General features: G+C 45.9%; 18 protein-coding genes. 16 read left to right on the top strand and 2 right to left on the bottom strand.

Annotated features, from left to right (window positions below; translation table 11 throughout):
• Nucleotides 1-5 precede the first annotated feature (5 nt).
• From ST37_RS10775 to ST37_RS10720, 12 genes are all read left to right on the top strand, one after another.
• Nucleotides 6-956, top strand: a complete 951-nt coding sequence (locus ST37_RS10775; protein ID WP_084886126.1) for a beta-ketoacyl-ACP synthase III — start codon at nucleotides 6-8, stop codon at nucleotides 954-956.
• Nucleotides 957-987: 31 nt separating this feature from the next.
• A complete protein-coding gene (fabD, locus tag ST37_RS10770) occupies nucleotides 988-1,911 on the top strand; it encodes an ACP S-malonyltransferase (protein ID WP_084886125.1) in 924 nt (307 codons plus the stop codon).
• 11 nt (nucleotides 1,912-1,922) lie between these two features.
• Nucleotides 1,923-2,657 (top strand): 3-oxoacyl-ACP reductase FabG, encoded by a 735-nt coding sequence (gene fabG, locus ST37_RS10765; RefSeq protein WP_084886124.1) that lies wholly within the window; start codon nucleotides 1,923-1,925, stop codon nucleotides 2,655-2,657.
• 224 nt (nucleotides 2,658-2,881) lie between these two features.
• On the top strand, nucleotides 2,882-3,115 hold the full coding sequence (gene acpP, locus ST37_RS10760; protein ID WP_084886122.1) for an acyl carrier protein: 234 nt from the start codon (nucleotides 2,882-2,884) through the stop codon (nucleotides 3,113-3,115).
• A gap of 97 nt (nucleotides 3,116-3,212) precedes the next feature.
• Nucleotides 3,213-4,463 carry a beta-ketoacyl-ACP synthase II gene (gene fabF, locus ST37_RS10755; RefSeq protein WP_084886119.1) on the top strand — a complete coding sequence of 417 codons (1,251 nt, stop codon included), beginning with the start codon at nucleotides 3,213-3,215 and terminating at the stop codon, nucleotides 4,461-4,463.
• 191 nt (nucleotides 4,464-4,654) lie between these two features.
• Nucleotides 4,655-5,449, top strand: coding sequence for an aminodeoxychorismate lyase (pabC, locus tag ST37_RS10750; RefSeq protein ID WP_084886117.1), 795 nt, complete (start codon nucleotides 4,655-4,657; stop codon nucleotides 5,447-5,449).
• Between the two features lies 1 nt (nucleotide 5,450).
• Nucleotides 5,451-6,467, top strand: a complete 1,017-nt coding sequence (gene mltG / locus ST37_RS10745) for an endolytic transglycosylase MltG (protein WP_084886115.1) — start codon at nucleotides 5,451-5,453, stop codon at nucleotides 6,465-6,467.
• Complete coding sequence (tmk, locus tag ST37_RS10740) at nucleotides 6,464-7,105, top strand: dTMP kinase (RefSeq protein ID WP_084886113.1); 642 nt, start codon at nucleotides 6,464-6,466, stop codon at nucleotides 7,103-7,105. The genes mltG and tmk overlap by 4 nt, the downstream gene beginning before the upstream one ends.
• Nucleotides 7,098-8,036, top strand: coding sequence for a DNA polymerase III subunit delta' (gene holB / locus ST37_RS10735; RefSeq protein WP_084886111.1), 939 nt, complete (start codon nucleotides 7,098-7,100; stop codon nucleotides 8,034-8,036). Before tmk ends, holB begins: the two co-directional genes overlap by 8 nt.
• Nucleotides 8,037-8,038: 2 nt before the next feature.
• Nucleotides 8,039-8,809 (top strand): YchF/TatD family DNA exonuclease, encoded by a 771-nt coding sequence (locus ST37_RS10730; protein ID WP_084886109.1) that lies wholly within the window; start codon nucleotides 8,039-8,041, stop codon nucleotides 8,807-8,809.
• 439 nt (nucleotides 8,810-9,248) lie between these two features.
• Nucleotides 9,249-10,682: a PTS glucose transporter subunit IIBC gene (ptsG, locus tag ST37_RS10725; protein ID WP_084886107.1), complete on the top strand. Its 1,434-nt coding sequence runs from the start codon at nucleotides 9,249-9,251 to the stop codon at nucleotides 10,680-10,682.
• Nucleotides 10,683-10,878: 196 nt separating this feature from the next.
• Nucleotides 10,879-11,298, top strand: a complete 420-nt coding sequence (locus ST37_RS10720) for a hypothetical protein (protein WP_084886105.1) — start codon at nucleotides 10,879-10,881, stop codon at nucleotides 11,296-11,298.
• Nucleotides 11,299-11,454: 156 nt separating this feature from the next.
• Here the strand turns inward: ST37_RS10720 and ST37_RS10715 are convergent, their stop codons facing one another.
• A complete protein-coding gene (locus tag ST37_RS10715; protein ID WP_084886103.1) occupies nucleotides 11,455-12,045 on the bottom strand; it encodes an outer membrane beta-barrel protein in 591 nt (196 codons plus the stop codon).
• A 309-nt stretch (nucleotides 12,046-12,354) separates the two neighbouring features.
• Here ST37_RS10715 and ST37_RS10705 point away from each other — a divergent pair, with 309 nt between their 5' ends.
• The 3 genes from ST37_RS10705 (at nucleotide 12,355) to ST37_RS10695 (ending at nucleotide 15,982) form a co-directional block, all read left to right on the top strand.
• The gene (locus ST37_RS10705; RefSeq protein ID WP_084886099.1) at nucleotides 12,355-13,569 is read left to right on the top strand and encodes a patatin-like phospholipase family protein; all 1,215 of its coding nucleotides are present in this window, start codon (nucleotides 12,355-12,357) and stop codon (nucleotides 13,567-13,569) included.
• A 153-nt stretch (nucleotides 13,570-13,722) separates the two neighbouring features.
• Nucleotides 13,723-14,937 (top strand): ROK family protein, encoded by a 1,215-nt coding sequence (locus tag ST37_RS10700; RefSeq protein ID WP_084886097.1) that lies wholly within the window; start codon nucleotides 13,723-13,725, stop codon nucleotides 14,935-14,937.
• A 100-nt stretch (nucleotides 14,938-15,037) separates the two neighbouring features.
• The gene (locus ST37_RS10695) at nucleotides 15,038-15,982 is read left to right on the top strand and encodes a chemotaxis protein CheV (RefSeq protein ID WP_084886096.1); all 945 of its coding nucleotides are present in this window, start codon (nucleotides 15,038-15,040) and stop codon (nucleotides 15,980-15,982) included.
• 82 nt (nucleotides 15,983-16,064) lie between these two features.
• Here the strand turns inward: ST37_RS10695 and metG are convergent, their stop codons facing one another.
• On the bottom strand, nucleotides 16,065-18,116 hold the full coding sequence (metG, locus tag ST37_RS10690; protein WP_084886094.1) for a methionine--tRNA ligase: 2,052 nt from the start codon (nucleotides 18,114-18,116) through the stop codon (nucleotides 16,065-16,067).
• Between the two features lie 283 nt (nucleotides 18,117-18,399).
• Here metG and udk point away from each other — a divergent pair, with 283 nt between their 5' ends.
• Nucleotides 18,400-19,041, top strand: a complete 642-nt coding sequence (udk, locus tag ST37_RS10685; RefSeq protein ID WP_084886092.1) for a uridine kinase — start codon at nucleotides 18,400-18,402, stop codon at nucleotides 19,039-19,041.
• Nucleotides 19,042-19,220 lie beyond the last annotated feature (179 nt).

Here is a 19,220-nt window from a genome sequence, read left to right as displayed (position 1 = left end):
TCTTCATGTATAGCAAAATATTAGGCACTGGCAGTTACCTGCCATCAACAGTGCGTACAAATGCAGATTTGGAAAAGATGGTTGATACTAGCGACGAGTGGATCGTTGCACGAACAGGTATCAAAGAGAGGCGTATAGCGGCAGAAGATGAGTCTGTTGCCGATATGGGATACATTGCGGCAAAAAACGCAATTGACATGGCAGGCATCTCTAAAGATGAGATTGATCTGATCATCGTTGCGACCACCAGTAGTACCCACGCATTTCCATCGTCGGCTTGTCAGGTACAAGCCAAGCTTGAAATTTCGGGATGTGGTGCCTTCGATATGGCTGCCGCGTGTACGGGATTTGTCTACGCACTTTCCGTCGCCGACCAGCACATTAAAAGTGGGCAGTGCAAAAACGTCCTGGTGATCGGTGCAGATACCTTATCAAAAACCTGTGACCAACTTGATCGCTCTACTGTGATTTTGTTTGGTGATGGTGCAGGCGCCGTGATTGTTGGCGCGAGCGAAGAACCAGGCATTTTGTCGACCCATTTAGGTGCGGATGGCAAATTTGGTGATCTTCTCAGTTTAGAAATGCCAGTTCGTGGTGGTGAGTTTGATACTTGGCTACACATGACAGGCAACGAAGTATTTAAAGTCGCAGTGACGCAATTGTCGCGCTTGGTCAACGATACGCTAAAAGCCAATAACATGGAAAAAAGCGATTTAGATTGGCTAGTGCCTCACCAAGCAAATTTACGCATTATTACCGCCACAGCAAAAAAATTGGCAATGCCACTGGATCAAGTTGTGATCACGCTTGATAAGCATGGCAATACTTCAGCGGCAACAGTCCCAACAGCTTTAGATGAAGCGGTTCGTGATGGGCGTATACAACGTGGCCAAACACTGTTGCTCGAAGCCTTTGGTGGTGGATTCACCTGGGGCTCAGCTCTGGTTAAGTTTTAGAATTTTAAAAATATAAGAAAAGGAACGGGTAATGAGCAATTTTGCGATTGTTTTTCCGGGTCAAGGTTCACAGACCGTGGGCATGTTGGCAGAACTAGGTGAACAGTTTGACGTTGTTAAACAAACGTTTGCTGAAGCATCAGAAGTACTAGGGTATGACCTGTGGGCATTAGTTCAAGATGGCCCTGCAGAAGATCTCAACGAAACGCATCGTACTCAACCAGCTTTATTGGCGTCATCGGTCGCCATTTGGCGTGTATGGCAAGAACAAGGTCTAGCGACTCCAGCGGTCATCGCGGGACACAGCTTGGGCGAATACTCTGCGCTTGTATGCGCGGGTGTGATTGACTTTAAACAAGCAATCAAACTGGTTGAGTTACGTGGACAGCTAATGCAAGAAGCGGTACCTGCTGGTGTTGGCGCAATGTACGCGATCATTGGTTTAGACGACGAATCTATTGCTAAAGCCTGTGAGGACGCGGCGCAAGGCGAAGTCGTTTCTCCGGTTAATTACAACTCTCCAGGTCAAGTGGTTATCGCTGGCAATAAAGCGGCAGTAGAACGTGCCGGAGCACTGTGTAAAGAAGCGGGTGCAAAACGCGCGCTACCATTACCCGTCTCTGTACCTTCTCATTGTGCATTAATGAAGCCTGCTGCGGATAAGCTGGCTGTTGCACTGGAAGCGATCGAATTTAACGCACCTCAGTTGGACGTAATTAACAACGTTGATGTAGCTGTTGAAACTGATCCAGCGAAAATCAAGTCGGCGCTAGTTCGTCAATTGTATAGCCCAGTTCGTTGGACTGAGGGCGTCACCAAAATGCACGAGCAAGGTGTCGAAAAACTGCTAGAGTTAGGGCCAGGTAAAGTACTTACTGGTTTGACTAAGCGAATTGTTAAAGCATTGACTGCTGCGGCGGTCAACGACTCAGCATCTCTTGATGCAGCTAAGTAGGAAGTAAAATAATGAGTTTAGAAGGGAAAATTGCCTTAGTCACAGGCGCAAGCCGTGGTATTGGCCGTGCCATTGCAGAAGCACTAGTGGCAAAAGGTGCCACCGTCATTGGTACTGCAACCAGTGAAAATGGTGCTGCTGCAATCAGTGAGTACTTGGGCGAAAATGGCAAAGGCTTTGCGCTCAACGTGACTGATGTTGCTTCAATCGAAACTGTTCTTAAAGGCATTAACGAAGAGTTTGGTGCTATTGATATCTTGGTGAATAACGCTGGTATCACGCGTGACAACCTACTTATGCGTATGAAAGACGATGAGTGGACAGACATCATGGACACAAACCTAACGTCTATTTTCCGTCTGTCAAAAGCGGTACTGCGTGGCATGATGAAGAAAAAGTGTGGCCGTATTGTTAACGTTGGCTCCGTTGTGGGCACAATGGGCAATGCAGGACAAACTAACTATGCAGCGGCTAAAGCGGGTGTGATTGGTTTTACTAAATCAATGGCTCGTGAAGTTGCTTCACGTGGTGTTACTATCAATACTGTTGCACCTGGGTTTATCGAAACCGACATGACTAAAGCACTAAATGATGAGCAGCGCGCTGCAACATTGTCTAATGTACCAGCTGGTCGTTTGGGTGATCCAAAAGAAATTGCAGCGGCTGTGGCGTTTTTAGCCTCCCCAGAAGCGGCTTATATTACGGGTGAAACGCTGCACGTTAACGGCGGAATGTACATGGTTTAACGAAGTTGGCTGGTTAAAAACCAGCCGATCAGTTCAATCTTAGTAAGTTTTTATGAGTGATATTTGTGCAATCGCGCATGATTTTAGTCAAAAAATGTATGAAAATTCGGTGAAATCGACTTAAATTGTGGTTTGACCAGCAAGGCTAGCCTTGCAACTTTCGTTAGTTTTAATAAACTACGCAGACATCGCATTAGAGCGAATTCTTTATAGGAAAAAGTAAAATGAGCAATCTTGAAGAACGTGTAAAAAAAATCATCGTAGAACAGCTTGGTGTTGACGAGTCTGAAGTTAAAAACGAAGCATCTTTCGTTGATGACCTAGGTGCGGATTCACTAGACACAGTTGAGCTAGTTATGGCTCTAGAAGAGGAATTCGACACAGAGATTCCTGACGAAGAAGCTGAGAAAATCACTACTGTTCAAGCTGCTATCGATTACGTAACCAGCGCTCAGTAAGAATTCTCCTCAATTCAGGCGGTCTATTAGACCGCCTGAATTTTCTCTACCTCATCTTCTTAACACCTTCCTTAACATTTTTCCGGAGAGTAATATCGTGTCCAAACGTCGCGTCGTTGTCACTGGCATGGGTATGTTGTCACCGGTCGGCAACACTGTTGAATCATCATGGAATGCCCTGCTAGCTGGCCAAAGTGGTATCGTCAATATCGAGCACTTTGATACCGAAAATTTCAGCACTCGTTTCGCTGGCCTTGTAAAAGATTTTGACTGTACTGAATACATGTCTAAAAAAGATGCCCGTAAAATGGATCTTTTCATTCAGTATGGTGTTGCAGCAGGTATCCAAGCGTTAAATGATTCAGGGTTAGAAATCACTGAACAAAATGCAGCACGTGTAGGTGTGGCTATTGGATCGGGTATCGGTGGACTTGAACTTATTGAAAAAGGGCATCACGCGCTGATCGAAAAAGGTCCGCGTAAAGTGAGTCCATTCTTTGTTCCCTCTACCATCGTTAACATGGTTGCGGGCAACTTGTCCATCATGCGTGGTCTACGTGGCCCTAATATCGCGATATCTACCGCTTGTACTACCGGTTTGCACAATATTGGTCACGCAGCACGCATGATCGCCTATGGTGATGCAGAAGCTATGGTCGCTGGCGGTTCAGAAAAAGCCTCAACACCTTTAGGTATGGCAGGCTTCGGCGCTGCTAAGGCACTCTCAACGCGCAATGACTCACCGCAACAAGCTTCTCGCCCATGGGACAAAGACCGCGATGGCTTTGTATTGGGTGATGGCGCAGGCATGATGGTACTGGAAGAGTACGAGCACGCTAAAGCGCGCGGTGCGAATATTTACGCTGAGGTCGTTGGTTTTGGCATGTCAGGTGATGCTTATCACATGACCTCACCTAGTGAAGACGGCTCTGGTGGTGCATTGGCGATGGAAGCGGCACTACGTGACGCAGGTATCGACGGCACACAAGTGGGCTACATCAATGCTCACGGTACTTCTACACCAGCAGGTGATATTGCTGAGCTAAAGGGCGTGAAACGTGCTCTTGGTGAAGAAGGCGCTAAACAAGTATTGGTGTCATCGACCAAATCGATGACCGGTCACCTACTTGGTGCGGCAGGTTCTGCAGAAGCGATTGTGACTGTGATGTCATTAGTGGACCAAAAAGTGCCACCGACGATCAACTTGGACAATATGGATGAAGGTGCCGTTGAACTTGGCATCGACTTAGTTCCTAACACAGCGCGTGACGTTCAAATGGAATACGCACTGTGTAACTCGTTTGGCTTTGGCGGAACGAACGGCTCGTTGGTCTTCAAAAAGATCTAACACCTGTAGAATGTAAAGAAGCCCAGATTGGTATCGTCAATCTGGGCTTTTTTATGGGGTGCGATTTTTAGAGACTACGGGGCAAAAGAAACACCGATCAAAAGTTGAGAAAATGGATTACTCACTACCTTTTTTTCGGTGGATACATTATCTTTGTGCAAAGGAAAATCGATACCAGCAGGAACGTCAACATGTGGATTAATGGTGTAAAGCAAGAGCACGTACCCGCTCTTGATCGTTCGTTTCAATATGGCGATGGCTGTTTCACCACGATTCAAACTCAATTCGGAGAACTTCGTCATTGGGAACTGCATGTTGAACGTATGCAAGCGTGTCTTAATACCCTAGGGATAGCTACACCCCCGTGGCGCGATATAAAGCACCAGCTGATGGATATCGCCCTAGACGACCCTATTGCGGGGGTAAAACTTTTGATCAGCCGTGGCAGCGGCGGAAGAGGGTACGCAAGTCCACATAACGCGCACTCTCTCATAATGAGCAATCACTTTGCCTACCCACAACATTACCCGCAGTGGCAGACCGACGGGATTAAACTTGGTATCAGTCGCATAAAACTTGGACACAACCCATTACTTGCCGGTCATAAACACAATAACCGCTTAGAGCAGGTGCTAGTCAAAAATGATCTCGATGCACAACAGGTCGACGATGGTGTGGTATTGGATATCAACGAGCATATTGTAGAAACCAGTAGTGCGAATATTTTTTGGCGCAAGGGGAGCACCCTTTATACCCCCATACTGGACAAAGCAGGTGTAGCAGGTATCATTCGTCGTTTGATTATTCAAGATGCTGAACCACTTGGATTTAAAGCGCTGTTAGGACGCTTTGATCTCGTCGATTTGCACGATGCTGATGAAGTCTTTGTGAGTAACGCCTTGCTAGGTGTTGCGCCTGTGGTTCAGGTGGGTGAGCGACGTTATCCCATTGGCGAGCTCACGTTAAAATTACAAAAGAGAGTATAAATTGCTTAAAAAACTGTTGGGTCTATTGATCGTTGCCGGAGTTGCGGCGCTGGCCGTCTATTGGTATGCCACACAAGAGCTTAAGACGTACCTAAATCAACCGGTGCAAATGGAGCAGGGCGAGCTTATCACCATTCACAGTGGAACCAGTGGAACGGCGTTGCTGCGTCGTTTCGAGTCACAAGGTTGGATTGAGGCGAATCCGACGTCTCGTCTAGTGAGAAGGCTGCACCCTGAGCTATTAAACATTAAAGCGGGCACGTTTTTTGTCGAACAAGGGCAAACTCTCACACAAGTCTTAAACACATTGGTCGAAGGAAAAGAGCATCAGTACAGTATAACGTTTATTGAAGGCTCAACCTTTAATCAGTGGCGAGAGCAGCTTGCCCAAACGGACACGTTGATTCAGGAAACGACAGATCTAACAGAAGCCGAACTCGCCGACGCTTTGGGTATTGAAAACCCAAAGTTAGAGGGTCTGTTTTTGGCAGAAACCTTTTACTACACCGCGGGAATGAGCGATCTCGATATTTACAAACGAGCTCATCGCGATCTCAATCGTGCGTTAGAAAAGCATTGGCAAGAGCGTGACGAAAAGCTTCCACTCAAAACGGACTATGAAGCACTGATCCTTGCGTCAATTATTGAAAAAGAAACCGCCATTGATAAAGAGCGTGGTTTGGTCTCGTCAGTATTCATTAATCGCCTCAATCGAAGAATGCGCCTTCAGACCGACCCAACGGTCATCTACGGCATGGGTGACAAGTACACTGGCAATATCCGCAAGAAAGATTTGCAGACTCCAACGCCGTACAACACATACACAATCAATGGATTACCTCCAACACCAATCGCAATGGTGGGTGAGGCTTCTATAGCAGCATCGCTGAATCCAGAGACAAGCAACTATTTATATTTTGTCGCAACCGGCAAAGGTGGACACAAGTTTAGTACCAACCTTAAAGATCACAACGCTGCAGTGCGTGATTACTTAAAACAACTAAGGGCAAACCGATGAGTCTTGGAAAGTTTATTGTTATTGAAGGCTTAGAGGGCGCAGGAAAAAGTACTGCGATTAGCCAGGTATTAGCATCATTAGAGCAACATGGGATTGCGCAAGTTACCCAAACTCGTGAACCCGGTGGCACACCATTAGCCGAAAAGATGCGTGCACTGGTCAAACAAGAGTGTGAAGAGGCGCTTCAAGATCGCACTGAGCTACTGTTGATGTATGCTGCGCGGATTCAACTGGTCGAAACGGTCATTAAACCGGCGTTGAATGCCGGTACATGGGTCGTTGGTGATCGTCACGATTTATCTTCTCAGGCCTACCAAGGAGGCGGGCGTCAAATCGATCCTCACGTGATGAGCAGTCTAAAAGAGATTGCGCTGGATGGATTTAAGCCTGACTTTACCTTATACCTCGATATCGACCCGCAATTAGGATTAGAGCGCGCTCGAGGTCGCGGAGAACTCGACAGGATAGAGAAAATGGATCTTAGCTTTTTCCAGCGCAGTCGAGAAAAATATTTAGAGTTGGCCAGCCAAGATGACACCATAGTGGTCATCGACGCATCTCAATCTATTGAGGCTGTCACCAATGATATTAAGGCAGCCATTAATCAATGGTTAACCGACGATGTGAAACATGGATAGCCTTTACCCGTGGCTACAGCCGCTTTGGACTCAGCTACAAAAAGCGCTTACTCAAGACCGACTGCCAAATAGTATAATGATTGAGTCCACAGAAGGCTTAGGTGAGCAGCAACTTATCGACGCGCTTGCTAAAGCTTTACTGTGTTCAAACTCCAGTGACGAGGGATGTGGCTTTTGCCATAGTTGTCAGTTATTTGCTGCGGGTACTCACCCCGATTACCACCGATTGACTCCCCTGGAAACCAAAAAACAGATTTCGGTGGATCAAGTAAGAGAGCTGAATCGCTTTGCCGCTGAATCGTCGCAGTTATCGGGTAAGCGAGTGCTGGTTGTCACGTTGGCTGAGCAGATGAACAGCTCTGCGTCGAATGCGCTACTTAAAACCCTTGAAGAGCCGCCAAGTCAATGCGTGTTTATCGTCTTAACCCATGCAAAGTCGCAACTATTGCCTACTGTCGTGAGCCGATGTCAGCAATGGCATGTTTCACCACCGAGTATTGAACAAACGCAACATTGGATTGCTCAGCAGTCGTTGTCAGTCTCTGATTTGGCGCTGACGTTGTATGGGCAAGCACCGTTGAAATTAAACGAGTTTACTGCAACTCAAAGTGACGAATTGACGTCATTAATAACGCTACTAACAAAAGACAATTTATTAGCAGAACCGTCAAAGATTGTCGCGATCCTGACCAGTGAACCTCAGCGTAGTCTAGAGCAACTGTCGATTGTGTTGCATATGGCATTGAGGCATTTTGCCCAGCCTTATGTGGGATTAGAAGCTATATTGACACCGGTTTGCACCCGGTGGGATTTTGGTACACTGTCACGCATGGTCGAAAGACTAGACATCATGCGCGCAGAACTGCGTGCGCACCCTGGATTAAACACTGAGCTGCTATTGATTGAGTGGCTCACTTATTGGCACGAATAAACATGTTTATAGACTCACATTGTCATCTAGATAAATTGGATTACCAGAACCTTCACCAGAATGTTGAGCAGGTGCTGGCTAATGCGAAAGCCGTAAATGTAGAAAAAATGCTTAGTGTGGGCGTCACGCTAGAGAGCTTTCCTGCGATGATGGATTTGATTGAAAAGCACGAGCAAGTGCTTGCTTCTTGCGGGGTGCACCCGTTGGATGTGGAAAGCCCTTTTGACGTAGAGACTTTACGTAAGTACGCTCAGCATAAACGCGTGGTAGCCATAGGTGAAACAGGGTTAGATTTTCATTACAAACCTGAAACCAAAGCCCTGCAACTCGAGCGATTTGCAACTCAAATTGACGTTGCTAATGAAGTGAACAAACCGCTGATCATTCATACCCGCAATGCACGCAAAGAGACTTTAGAGCTGTTGAAAAGCGGCGATGCCAAATCGTGTGGTGGTGTTATTCACTGTTTTACCGAAGACTTGGAGTTTGCGAAACAAGCAATGGCACTAGGCTTTTACATTTCAATTAGTGGTATTGTGACCTTCCGAGCGGCAACAGAGCTCAAAGAAGTGGTGAAAGCATTGCCTCTTGAACGCTTGTTGATAGAAACCGATTCACCTTACTTAGCGCCCGTTCCTCACAGAGGAAAAGAGAACCAACCAGCCTATGTGGTTGAGGTTGCAAGCTACATCGCTCAGCTTAAAGGTGTTTCGTTACAACAAGTTGCAACTCAAACATCACAAAACTTTCACACTCTTTTTTTGCGTAGATAAATAACCCCCTAATTATAAATGGGATCTTGGGATCCCATTTTTTGTAATTGCCCTACACTATAACTTATTATGTTGAATGTTACGTCTTATGTGTCTACTTTGACCCCCTTCGAGTAAAATGTAATTTTTCTACGAAAAATATGTTTTTAGGCATTTTTATAAACTGGCTTTAGATGTGATATTTTATGGTAAGTTGTTGTTTTGTAATGATTTACCTCATTCTTCCTTCGTGGGCTATAATAATTCTATTGTGATCTAAGGTAGGCTTTTGAAATTTAATTTCGTTACTGGATAGCAAGTTTGTCCTGTATCAAGATATATTTAGAGCCGAAAAATATACTACGGCACGTGGTTACATTTTCATTGGGTGCTAACCTTTATGGCAGCGGGGGGTTGTCGTTAGTACCCAAAACTACTAAAAATAATTAGGAGCATAACTATGTTTAAAAACCTTTTTGCGAACCTGCAAAAAGTGGGTAAGTCTCTGATGCTACCAGTATCAGTACTTCCTGTAGCGGGTATCTTGTTGGGTGTTGGTGCGGCTGATTTGGCCTTCATCCCTGACGTTGTTTCAAACCTTATGGAGCAAGCTGGTGGTTCTGTATTTGGCCAAATGGCATTGCTATTTGCCGTTGGTGTTGCACTAGGCTTCACTAACAACGACGGTGTTGCAGCACTTGCAGCTATCGTAGGCTACGGCATCATGACAGCAACACTTGCGGTAATGGCTGAAGTGTTTGGCGTCGACGGTATCGATACTGGCGTACTAGGTGGTATCCTAGTCGGTGGTGTTGCAGCTTGGGCGTTCAATAAGTTCTTCCGTATTCAGCTTCCTGAGTACCTAGGCTTCTTCGCTGGTAAGCGTGCTGTGCCAATCATCACTGGCTTTGCTGCCATTGGTCTTGGTCTTGTACTGTCTATCGTTTGGCCTCCAATCGGCGCGGCTATCGGTTCATTCTCTCATTGGGCTGCAGAGCAAAACCCACAGCTTGCATTTGCAATCTACGGTGTTGTTGAGCGTTCTCTTATCCCATTTGGCTTGCACCACGTTTGGAACGTACCATTCTTCTTCGAAGCAGGTTCTTGTTTGAACGCTGCGGGTGAGCAAGCGAACGGCGTACTTACTTGTTACCTTGTCGCGGACGATGCATCACGTGCAGCGGGCAATGGCTTCGGTCAACTTGCTGGCGGTTACATGTTTAAGATGTTTGGTCTTCCAGCAGCAGCAATCGCAATTGCTCACTCTGCTAAGCCTGAAAACCGTGCGAAAGTAATGGGTATCATGGCATCTGCAGCATTGACGTCATTCCTAACAGGTATTACTGAACCAATCGAATTCTCTTTCCTATTCGTTGCTCCAGTACTGTACGGAATTCACGCTCTACTAGCTGGTTCTGCTTACTTCGTTGCTAACACTATTGGCTTCGTACACGGTACCTCTTTCTCTCACGGTCTTATCGACTTCATCGTTCTTTCTGGTAACTCTCAGAAGATCGCAATCATGTTCGTTACAGGTCTTGTTTACGCGGCAATCTACTACGTAGTATTCCGCGCTGTAATCAAAGCTATGGACCTTAAGACTCCTGGCCGTGAAGATGAAGAAGACGAAGCTAAAGCAACAGTAACTGGTTCAGAAATGGCTGGTGAACTTGTAGCAGCATTCGGTGGTAAAGCAAACATCACTGGTCTTGACGCATGTATCACACGTCTACGTGTAGCAGTAGCTGACACAGACAATGTGGACCAAGACAAACTTAAAGCGCTAGGCGCTGCAGGTGTTGTGGTTGTATCTGGTGGCGTTCAAGCTATCTTCGGTACTAAATCAGACAACCTGAAAACTGACATGGACGAGTGGATCCGTAACAACGGTTAATCCAGTCTGAACTCAGTCTCTCAAAGCCCATCTTTAAGATGGGCTTTGTTGTATTTGTAGAGTAGTGTCACAAATTTAAACATCCGTTTATATTCATATCGACAATTGACAGAGAAGTGACATTAATAGTATTCCAGAAACCGTACAATTGACGCCCATTAGTGTATTGTGCAGATAAAACAACGGGAGTGTATCTGTGAAACTCGGTAAACTCACATTACTGACAGTGGTCCTTGGAGGACTGGCGGTTTATGTAGGCGCTGCGCCACAAGCCCATTCTGCAACATATAATGTAGGTATGGCTTTCGATAAAGGATTAAGTGCCGTTGTTCGTTACGACGACCAATTCCAATTTTCAGCCGGTAATGATGGAATGGCTTTCGACTACTTGTTCTTAGACGGTAGTTTCGATGCCGATGTACCCTTTACTTGGTACGTAGGTGGCGGAGCATGGTACGAGTGGGACAATGACTGGGGCATTCGTGCGCCGCTTGGTCTTAACTGGAACTTCGCTCACGAGTGGCATGCGTACGCTCAAGTCTCTCCAGAGTGGCAAATTCAGGATAAAAGTAAACTACAAATTGGTGGCGCCATAGGTTTAACCTATCGCTTCTAGTTCCATCAACTCAGTTTTATAGAAAGCTCGCCATTAAGGCGGGCTTTTTTACTTTATAGCGGTTTTAAACCAACCAAAGCAATGCTCTGACCCGTTAATGACTTCGATTAATGGTATAACGACTTCGTTTGGTGTTAATCGGCGTGGCAGAGTGGGTTAGAAACTAAAGGTTACCCCTAGATTACCTTGCACCTGGCTCAACCAGTCACCATTAAAATAGAGCTTACACCCGCCACCTTCCTCGTTTGGATAGTTACACACAGAAGCAGTATCCTTACTCAGCAGTGAGCCAAACCAGCGGACTTGAGCCTGCAAAGCGATATTTTTACTGACATTATATTCCACACCACCAAACGCACTGGCAGAAAATAGATAGTCAGCCTCATACCAACTGGCGCTTAATTGCGTCGCCCCGAGTCCTAAACCGACATAGGTGGATACCTTTTCGGCTACAGGGTAGTAAAGGGCGCTTTGAAAGTGCAGGTAGCGTATGGTGTTATCGAGTTGCGGTGAGTCGAGTTCGGACTTGTTTTCACTGTAAACGAAACCAATTCGACCTTGTTGGAAAGGAACATCCACTGCCAAATTATAATTGAGATCCGACTTAGTGGTGTAAGTCTCTCCTTCGTCAGACTCAAATTTTACTCCGTTGCTCAGACCAATCATTGGTGTGATATACACGGAATTAGCCACAGCCGTTGCACTGAGCGCAGACAACAACGCGGAAGAAAAGATGCGAAATCGCATAGCAACGTCCTTATTCCTATGTGGAGAGAAAAAATGTGAGCAAAACTAAAAAGTAACCACTTGAATATAAGTACTAAAAACGGATTTATCTAGTGAAGCTCGCAGAAAGTCTCTAAGGGCAGTGACGTAGATTCCAATCTGGTTTCGCGGTTGCAGGAATGAAACAAAATTGCCGTTAAGATGAACTATAGTTTGAGTAGGAGGAACCGCTATGACCAATGAATTGAAAGCTTCACTTGTGCTCACTGCAATCATATTCGCCATAATATACGCATTTTCGTTTATCGCGATTCTTGCCTAAGCGCATTTATGAACGGCTCTAATTCCTGTAATTCAGGCTTTGTTACCTCGTCTGCGTATGAACTCAATAGTGACCAATTTGCCAAATACCTAAATGGTGATATTGCGCTGGTTGTTCAGGGGGGAGGTCAAAAGGGCGCGTACACCGCTGGTGTACTCGACGCTTTTTTGTTGTCCAATTTTGATCCCTTTAGTCATTTCTACGGCACGTCAGCTGGGGCCATGAACATCCTTAGTTTTTTGTGCCGCCAACCCAAGTTGGGGCATAAGTTTATTACCGAGCTGACCACGGACAGCCAGTTTTTTAGCCTGTATGGTTACTTTCGCCATCAGAAAAAAATGGACATTGGTTGGGCGATAGAGCAGTTAAACCACTTTCCGTATAAACTGGACTTTAACCTTGGCAAGCAAGTTCTCGGCAATCGAAAAGCCCACGCGTGCGTGACAAATGTCGATACGTTGCAAGACGAGTACCTTCCAATGTTTAGCGATGATTGGGCCAAAGTAATGGAAGCCACCTGCGCTATTCCTCATCTATACGACGGTGAAGTCAACCTTAATGGGCGCAATTACGTCGATGGTGGTGTATCAGCGTCTGTTCCGGTGCAAGAAGCCTGGCGACAAGGTGCGCGTTGTATCGTCGTCATACGCACAGAACCAATCGATAATGACATTGAAGTACCGCAAGAGTTAATAGCAAACTCGCCGAAAAACGATACTGCGTGGTACGAAGAGTCACTTAAAAAACTGCAGGGTTACTGGAACGAGCAAAAAAGTCAGTGGCAACATGATTGGCGTAGCTTTTTAGCTGATAGAGCGACTTCTGTTCAGAAGCAAAAACGCTTATCTAAAACCAATCTGTTAAATGGTGGGCGGTGGTTGTTTGGTGCTGATGATATTTACCGTTTAGGTCAGCTGCTAGGAGGAGACTTTTCGCCGCAAATGCTCGATCAACTTATGGTTCACTATCAGACGTACCAATTGACTCAGCAGTTTTTACAGTGTCCGCCCCAAGATACATTTATTGTTCAGATAGCGCCGCAACAACCATTGAAATCGAGACCACTATTAAGCGACCTTGACGACATTGAGCAGGATTATGAGACAGGGCTTGCTGCAGGATATCACTTTATCGAGCAGTTTTACCTTGCACATGAGAAGCGAATCACTCTCAATCCGCCGCCCGTTGTGCCAAAGACACATCCGCAATGGGATGTTCACTAAGATATTATTGAGCTACGACCCTATACAAACTTTGACCCTTATTTTGTATTGAGCATTAACTTCGTGAAGTGAATCACGAGCAGGCTTCTATTCGCTTCACATTTAGTTCGTAAAGTAAAAAAATAGAGCGAATACTTCTATCTGGACATCCCTATGTATATGGCCCAACCCGGTCACATTGATCATATCAAACAGATCAACGCTGGCCGAGTCTATAAACTCATTGACCAATTTGGCCCTATATCGCGCATTGATCTGAGTAAGTTGAGTGAACTGGCACCAGCGAGTATCACCAAAATCACTCGTGAACTCATCGCAGCACATTTAGTCCATGAAACGGTTGTTCAAGAAGCGACCAGCCGAGGCCGTCCTGCTGTCGGACTGCAAACTAACAATGATGGTTGGCAGTTCTTGTCGATGCGTCTAGGTCGTGGTTATTTAACGATGGCGCTTCACGATCTTGGTGGAAACATTCTGGTTGATACCAAAATCGATATCGTCGAGAAAGAGCAGCAACCGCTCTTTGAACGCATACTCAAAGAAATAGACGACTTTTTCCAAACCAATTCAACGCAATTAGAACGTGTCACCGCAATAGCACTTACCCTCCCTGGATTGGTCTTGTCCGATACCGGTACAGTGCTACAAATGCCACATTACAAAGTCACTAAAATGGCATTGGGTCCTGCCATTTACGAAGCCACAGGGCTACCCGTATTCGTGGCCAACGATACGCGTGCGTGGGCGCTATCAGAAAAACTATTTGGCAACTCGCAGCAAAATGAAAACTCCGCACTGATTTCTATCCATCATGGCGTAGGAGCAGGCATAATCCTCGAAGGAAGGGTTCTACAAGGTCGCCACGGCAACATTGGCGAGTTGGGACACGTGCAGGTCGTCCCAAATGGAGAGAAGTGTTACTGTGGCAACTACGGCTGTTTAGAAACGGTGGCTAGTTCGGCTGCTATTCGTGCAAAAGTGGTGGCTAAGATTGCTACCGGCTCACCGAGCATTCTTGCCGGCGATGATATTTCGATAGAGTCAATATGTGATGCGGCGACGGCGGGCGACCCTCTCGCGGTAGAGGTGATTGAAGAGCTAGGGCGTTACTTGGGTAACGGTATTTCAATCATCGTTAACCTCTTTAATCCCGAAAAAGTGCTCATTGGCGGGGTGATTAATCAGGCTAAAGACGTCCTTTACCCGCAAATTCTCAAATGCATTCGTGAGCAGTGTCTCCCTATTTATCATCAGGACTTAGAGCTGGTGGAGAGCCGGTTTTATAAACAAGCGACGATGCCCGGTGCGGCTCTCGTGAAACAGGCGCTCTACGATGGCGATCTGTTGATAAAGGTACTTGAAGGCTAGCAGATTGAGTCAGCACCCAATTTTTAAGTATATTATACTGTAAAGTGTTGCACTTTGTAGTACTCTTACGCGGTTACTAGACTCAACAAAGGGACGATCAATGAGTGGCGTTTTAAGCACCGTCGACCAACGGACAAAACTTGTAGGCGAAAACCGCCTTGAATTACTGCTGTTTAGTTTAAATGGCCGTCAGTTGTACGCAATTAACGTATTTAAAGTACAAGAAGTACTCAAGCTTCCCCCTTTGACCAAACTTCCAGGCTCGCACCATAAAATCTCTGGTGTAGCGACTTTGCGTGGCGAATCAGTTCCGGTGATTGATTTACGTTCTGCCATTGGCTTTCGATCTATGCAAGCGGAAGAAGAGCAAAATCTTATCGTGACCGAATACAACCGTTCTGTTCAGGGCTTTTTGGTTGGCCAAGTCCGTAACATTGTTAACACGGCATGGACGGAGATTCAACCGCCACCAAAAACTGCAGGTCGCGCCAACTATTTAACTGCAATTACTCAAATTGAAGATGACGGTGTCAATAAAATCGTTGAGATTATTGATGTCGAAAAAGTATTGGCAGAAATCGTCGACTATGACACGCGCATCAGTGACGATGTGTTGGACCAAGAGGTCGCACCCAAACTTGCGGGCCGTTCAATTCTAGTCGTGGATGATTCCTCAACCGCGCGTAATCAAGTTAAAGGCACGCTGTCTCAGTTAGGGCTTAACATTATCGAGTGTAGCGATGGTCTTGAAGCGCTAACCTTGCTTCAGCATTGGCGCGACGAAGGACGCAATGTTGCTGAGGATCTACTAATGATGATCACCGACGCCGAAATGCCTGAAATGGACGGATACAAACTGACTCACGAAGTGCGCAACGATCCCGCGCTGAAAGACCTGTACATCACTTTGAACACCTCGCTTAGTGGCAGTTTTAACGATGCGATGTCGGAGAAGGTGGGTTGTGATAAGTTTATCTCTAAATTCCAACCCGATTTATTGGTTGAAATTGCTCAAGATAGATTGAGACATATTCTAAAAGCCTAACATCCAAAATTGAGTCTGTTGGTGACTAGGCACAAAAAAGGCCATGTATTTGTATGCATGGCCTTTTTAGTTAGATTGCGACTTACATTACGCGCATTCCAGGTTGAGCTCCTTCGTGCGGCTCAAGGATCCACAAATCTTTACCACCAGGGCCTGCGGCAAGTACCATACCTTCTGACATGCCAAACTTCATTTTACGAGGTTTAAGGTTGGCGACCATAACAGTATGTTTACCGATTAAATCTTCTGGCTTGTACGCCGACTTAATCCCAGCAAACACTTGGCGTGTCTCGCCACCGATGTCCAGTACAAGCTTCAAAAGCTTGTTGGCTTTTGGCACTTCTTCGCACTCGACTATTTTGGCAATGCGCAGATCCACTTTAGCGAAATCATCAAACTCAATTTCGTCGGCAATTGGGTCTTTGCTCAGTTCTGTTTCGGTTTCAGCTTGCACCGCTTTTTCGGCGGCCGCTTTCTCAACCGCAGCATCCTCTTTTGACGCTTCGATCATGGCTTCGACTTTTTTCGGGTCGATGCGATTAAACAGCGCTTTAAACTTGGTGATTTCATGATCCACAAGTGGTTCACCAATCGCATCCCAAGTGAGCTCTTGGTTTAAGAACGCTTCAGTGCGAGACGCAAGCTCAGGCATTACCGGCTTAAGGTAAGTCATCAATACACGGAATAGGTTAATGCCCACCGAGCAAATTTCTTGCAGCAGTTGGTCTTGACCTTCTTGCTTGGCAACAACCCAAGGTGCCATTTCGTCGACGTACTGATTCGCTTTATCTGCCAAGGCAGTGATTTCACGAATCGCGCGGCTAAACTCACGAGACTCATACATCTCAGCAATGCGCTCAGCGGCCGCTGCGAATTCTGCGTAAAGCTCAGGCTGAGTAAAGGTTGCTGACAATTTGCCTTCAAAGCGCTTGCTGATAAAGCCTGCGTTACGAGAAGCAAGGTTGACGATCTTGTTAACCACATCGGCGTTTACACGCTGTGTAAAGTCGTCAAGATTAAGGTCTAGGTCATCAATACGGTTGTTAAGTTTTGCCGCGTAGTAGTAACGTAGACATTCTGGGTCTAGGTGGTTTAAGTAAGTGCTTGCTTTGACAAATGTCCCTTTTGATTTAGACATTTTTGCACCATTAACGGTAACGTAACCGTGAACAAAGACATTATTTGGTTTACGGTAACCTGCACCGTCAAGCATGGCAGGCCAGAATAGGCTGTGGAAATAGACGATGTCTTTACCAATAAAGTGATAAAGCTCGGTGCTTGAATCTTGTTTCCAGTATTCGTCGAAGTCTAGATCGTCACGTTTGTCACACAGGTTTTTAAACGAGCCCATGTAGCCAATCGGTGCGTCTAGCCAGACGTAGAAGAACTTATCTTTCTCGCCAGGGATTTCAAAACCAAAGTAAGGTGCATCACGTGAAATGTCCCACTGCTGAAGTCCAGATTCGAACCACTCTTGCATCTTGTTTGCGGTTTCTGTTTGCAGCGAGCCAGAGCGAGTCCACTCTTTAAGCATGCTTTCAAACTGTGGCAAGTCAAAGAAGAAGTGCTCAGAATCTTTCATGATTGGCGTTGCGCCCGATACCGCTGATTTAGGATTGATCAGTTCAGTTGGGCTGTAGGTTTCACCACAGTTATCACAGTTGTCGCCGTATTGGTCTTCCGATTTACATTTTGGGCAAGTGCCTTTAACAAAACGATCCGGTAAGAACATCTCTTTTTCAGGGTCGAACAGTTGCGAGATAGTGCGACTTGAAATAAAGCCATTTTGCTTTAGTTGCAAATAGATGTGAGACGCCAACTCGCGGTTTTCTTCTGAGTGGGTGCTGTGATAATTGTCGAAACTGATATCAAAGCCAGCAAAGTCTTTTTGGTGCTCTTCACTTACCGCTGCGATCATCTCTTCCGGCGTGATCCCCATCTGTTGTGCTTTTAACATGATAGGCGTGCCGTGGGCATCGTCTGCACAGATGAAGTTTACAACATTGCCACGCAGTCTTTGGTAACGAACCCAAATATCAGCCTGGATATGCTCAAGCATATGACCAAGGTGAATTGAGCCGTTAGCGTAAGGAAGCGCACATGTGACCAGAAGTTTTCTTGGATCGTTTGCCATACTCTAAATTCGCTTTTCGGTAAATAATTGGAATGAGCCGATAATAGTACCTTAAAGGGTATTTGACTCCAACAATCGTTGCGAAAATGGCAGACATTTCGTTGCTATTTCCGTTGACTTAGCGCAGCGATGGAATGATTACAGAAAAATTGTATAAATAATTAGCAGCCATGATCCGATCACTGGTATCTCGGAAGTTCTCTCCCTATAATTAGAGGGTTTATGCTTGTTCCAGACCAGTTTTGGTCGCAAGCTCAATTTTTTATAGGTTAGGTGTCCTAAAATGTCTGAAAATAATCACTGTATTATTGTGGGTATCGCAGGTGCTTCAGCATCAGGTAAGAGCTTGATTGCGAGCACCATCTACAACGAGTTACGCGCAAAAGTGGGCGACCAACAAATTGGAGTGATCACCGAGGACCGGTACTACAAAGATCAAAGCCATCTCAGCATGGAAGAGCGTGTGCAGACAAACTATGACCACCCAAGTGCACTGGACCATGATCTATTATGTGAGCATTTGGAAGCGCTAGTGGCCGGCGAAGCAGCTGAGGTGCCAGAGTACAGCTACTCTGAACACACCCGTACCGAAAACACCACGACTATGACTCCTAAAAAGGTGATTATTCTGGAAGGCATTTTATTGCTGACCGAACCTCGCCTGCGCAATATTATGCACGCAACAGTCTTTATGGATACGCCATTAGACATCTGTTTATTGCGTCGTATTAAGCGAGATGTGGAAGATCGCGGACGGACAATGGAGTCGGTGCTGCAACAGTATCAAGAAACCGTACGTCCAATGTTTATGCAATTTATCGAACCTTCAAAGCAGTACGCTGACATCATCGTACCAAGAGGGGGCAAAAACCGAATTGCCATCGATGTGTTAAAAGCACACATTGCAAAACTGTTGCGCTCTTAAGAGTCAAACAACAAAACCACTGGGAGCCATCGCGCTCCCAGTTTTTTATTGGTATGTTCTAGTATGCAATACCAACCAAAGCAATTAACTGGTCATTCTTGCTTGTTAAAATCGCTAATAGCGGTGTTAAAGATTTTGTAGGTAGAACGACTATCTACGGCAATCTTTGCCTTGCTCTT

The sequence above is a fragment of the Vibrio sp. qd031 genome (assembly GCF_002100145.1).
In the GTDB taxonomy this organism is placed as follows: domain Bacteria; phylum Pseudomonadota; class Gammaproteobacteria; order Enterobacterales; family Vibrionaceae; genus Vibrio.
Note: the sequence above shows the minus strand (reverse complement) of the source record. Positions and strands in the feature narration are given on the sequence as shown.

Excerpts from the sequence above, each read along its gene's own strand:
- fabD (WP_084886125.1), top strand. The coding sequence starts at position 988 with ATGAGCAATTTTGCGATTGTTTTTCCGGGTCAAGGTTCACAGACCGTG.
- ST37_RS10715 (WP_084886103.1), bottom strand. The coding sequence starts at position 12,045 with ATGCGATTTCGCATCTTTTCTTCCGCGTTGTTGTCTGCGCTCAGTGCA.
- holB (WP_084886111.1), top strand. The coding sequence starts at position 7,098 with ATGGATAGCCTTTACCCGTGGCTACAGCCGCTTTGGACTCAGCTACAA.
- acpP (WP_084886122.1), top strand. The coding sequence starts at position 2,882 with ATGAGCAATCTTGAAGAACGTGTAAAAAAAATCATCGTAGAACAGCTT.
- tmk (WP_084886113.1), top strand. The coding sequence starts at position 6,464 with ATGAGTCTTGGAAAGTTTATTGTTATTGAAGGCTTAGAGGGCGCAGGA.
- pabC (WP_084886117.1), top strand. The coding sequence starts at position 4,655 with ATGTGGATTAATGGTGTAAAGCAAGAGCACGTACCCGCTCTTGATCGT.
- metG (WP_084886094.1), bottom strand. The coding sequence starts at position 18,116 with ATGGCAAACGATCCAAGAAAACTTCTGGTCACATGTGCGCTTCCTTAC.
- ptsG (WP_084886107.1), top strand. The coding sequence starts at position 9,249 with ATGTTTAAAAACCTTTTTGCGAACCTGCAAAAAGTGGGTAAGTCTCTG.
- ST37_RS10705 (WP_084886099.1), top strand. The coding sequence starts at position 12,355 with ATGAACGGCTCTAATTCCTGTAATTCAGGCTTTGTTACCTCGTCTGCG.
- fabG (WP_084886124.1), top strand. The coding sequence starts at position 1,923 with ATGAGTTTAGAAGGGAAAATTGCCTTAGTCACAGGCGCAAGCCGTGGT.
- ST37_RS10730 (WP_084886109.1), top strand. The coding sequence starts at position 8,039 with ATGTTTATAGACTCACATTGTCATCTAGATAAATTGGATTACCAGAAC.
- ST37_RS10775 (WP_084886126.1), top strand. The coding sequence starts at position 6 with ATGTATAGCAAAATATTAGGCACTGGCAGTTACCTGCCATCAACAGTG.
- udk (WP_084886092.1), top strand. The coding sequence starts at position 18,400 with ATGTCTGAAAATAATCACTGTATTATTGTGGGTATCGCAGGTGCTTCA.
- ST37_RS10695 (WP_084886096.1), top strand. The coding sequence starts at position 15,038 with ATGAGTGGCGTTTTAAGCACCGTCGACCAACGGACAAAACTTGTAGGC.
- ST37_RS10700 (WP_084886097.1), top strand. The coding sequence starts at position 13,723 with ATGTATATGGCCCAACCCGGTCACATTGATCATATCAAACAGATCAAC.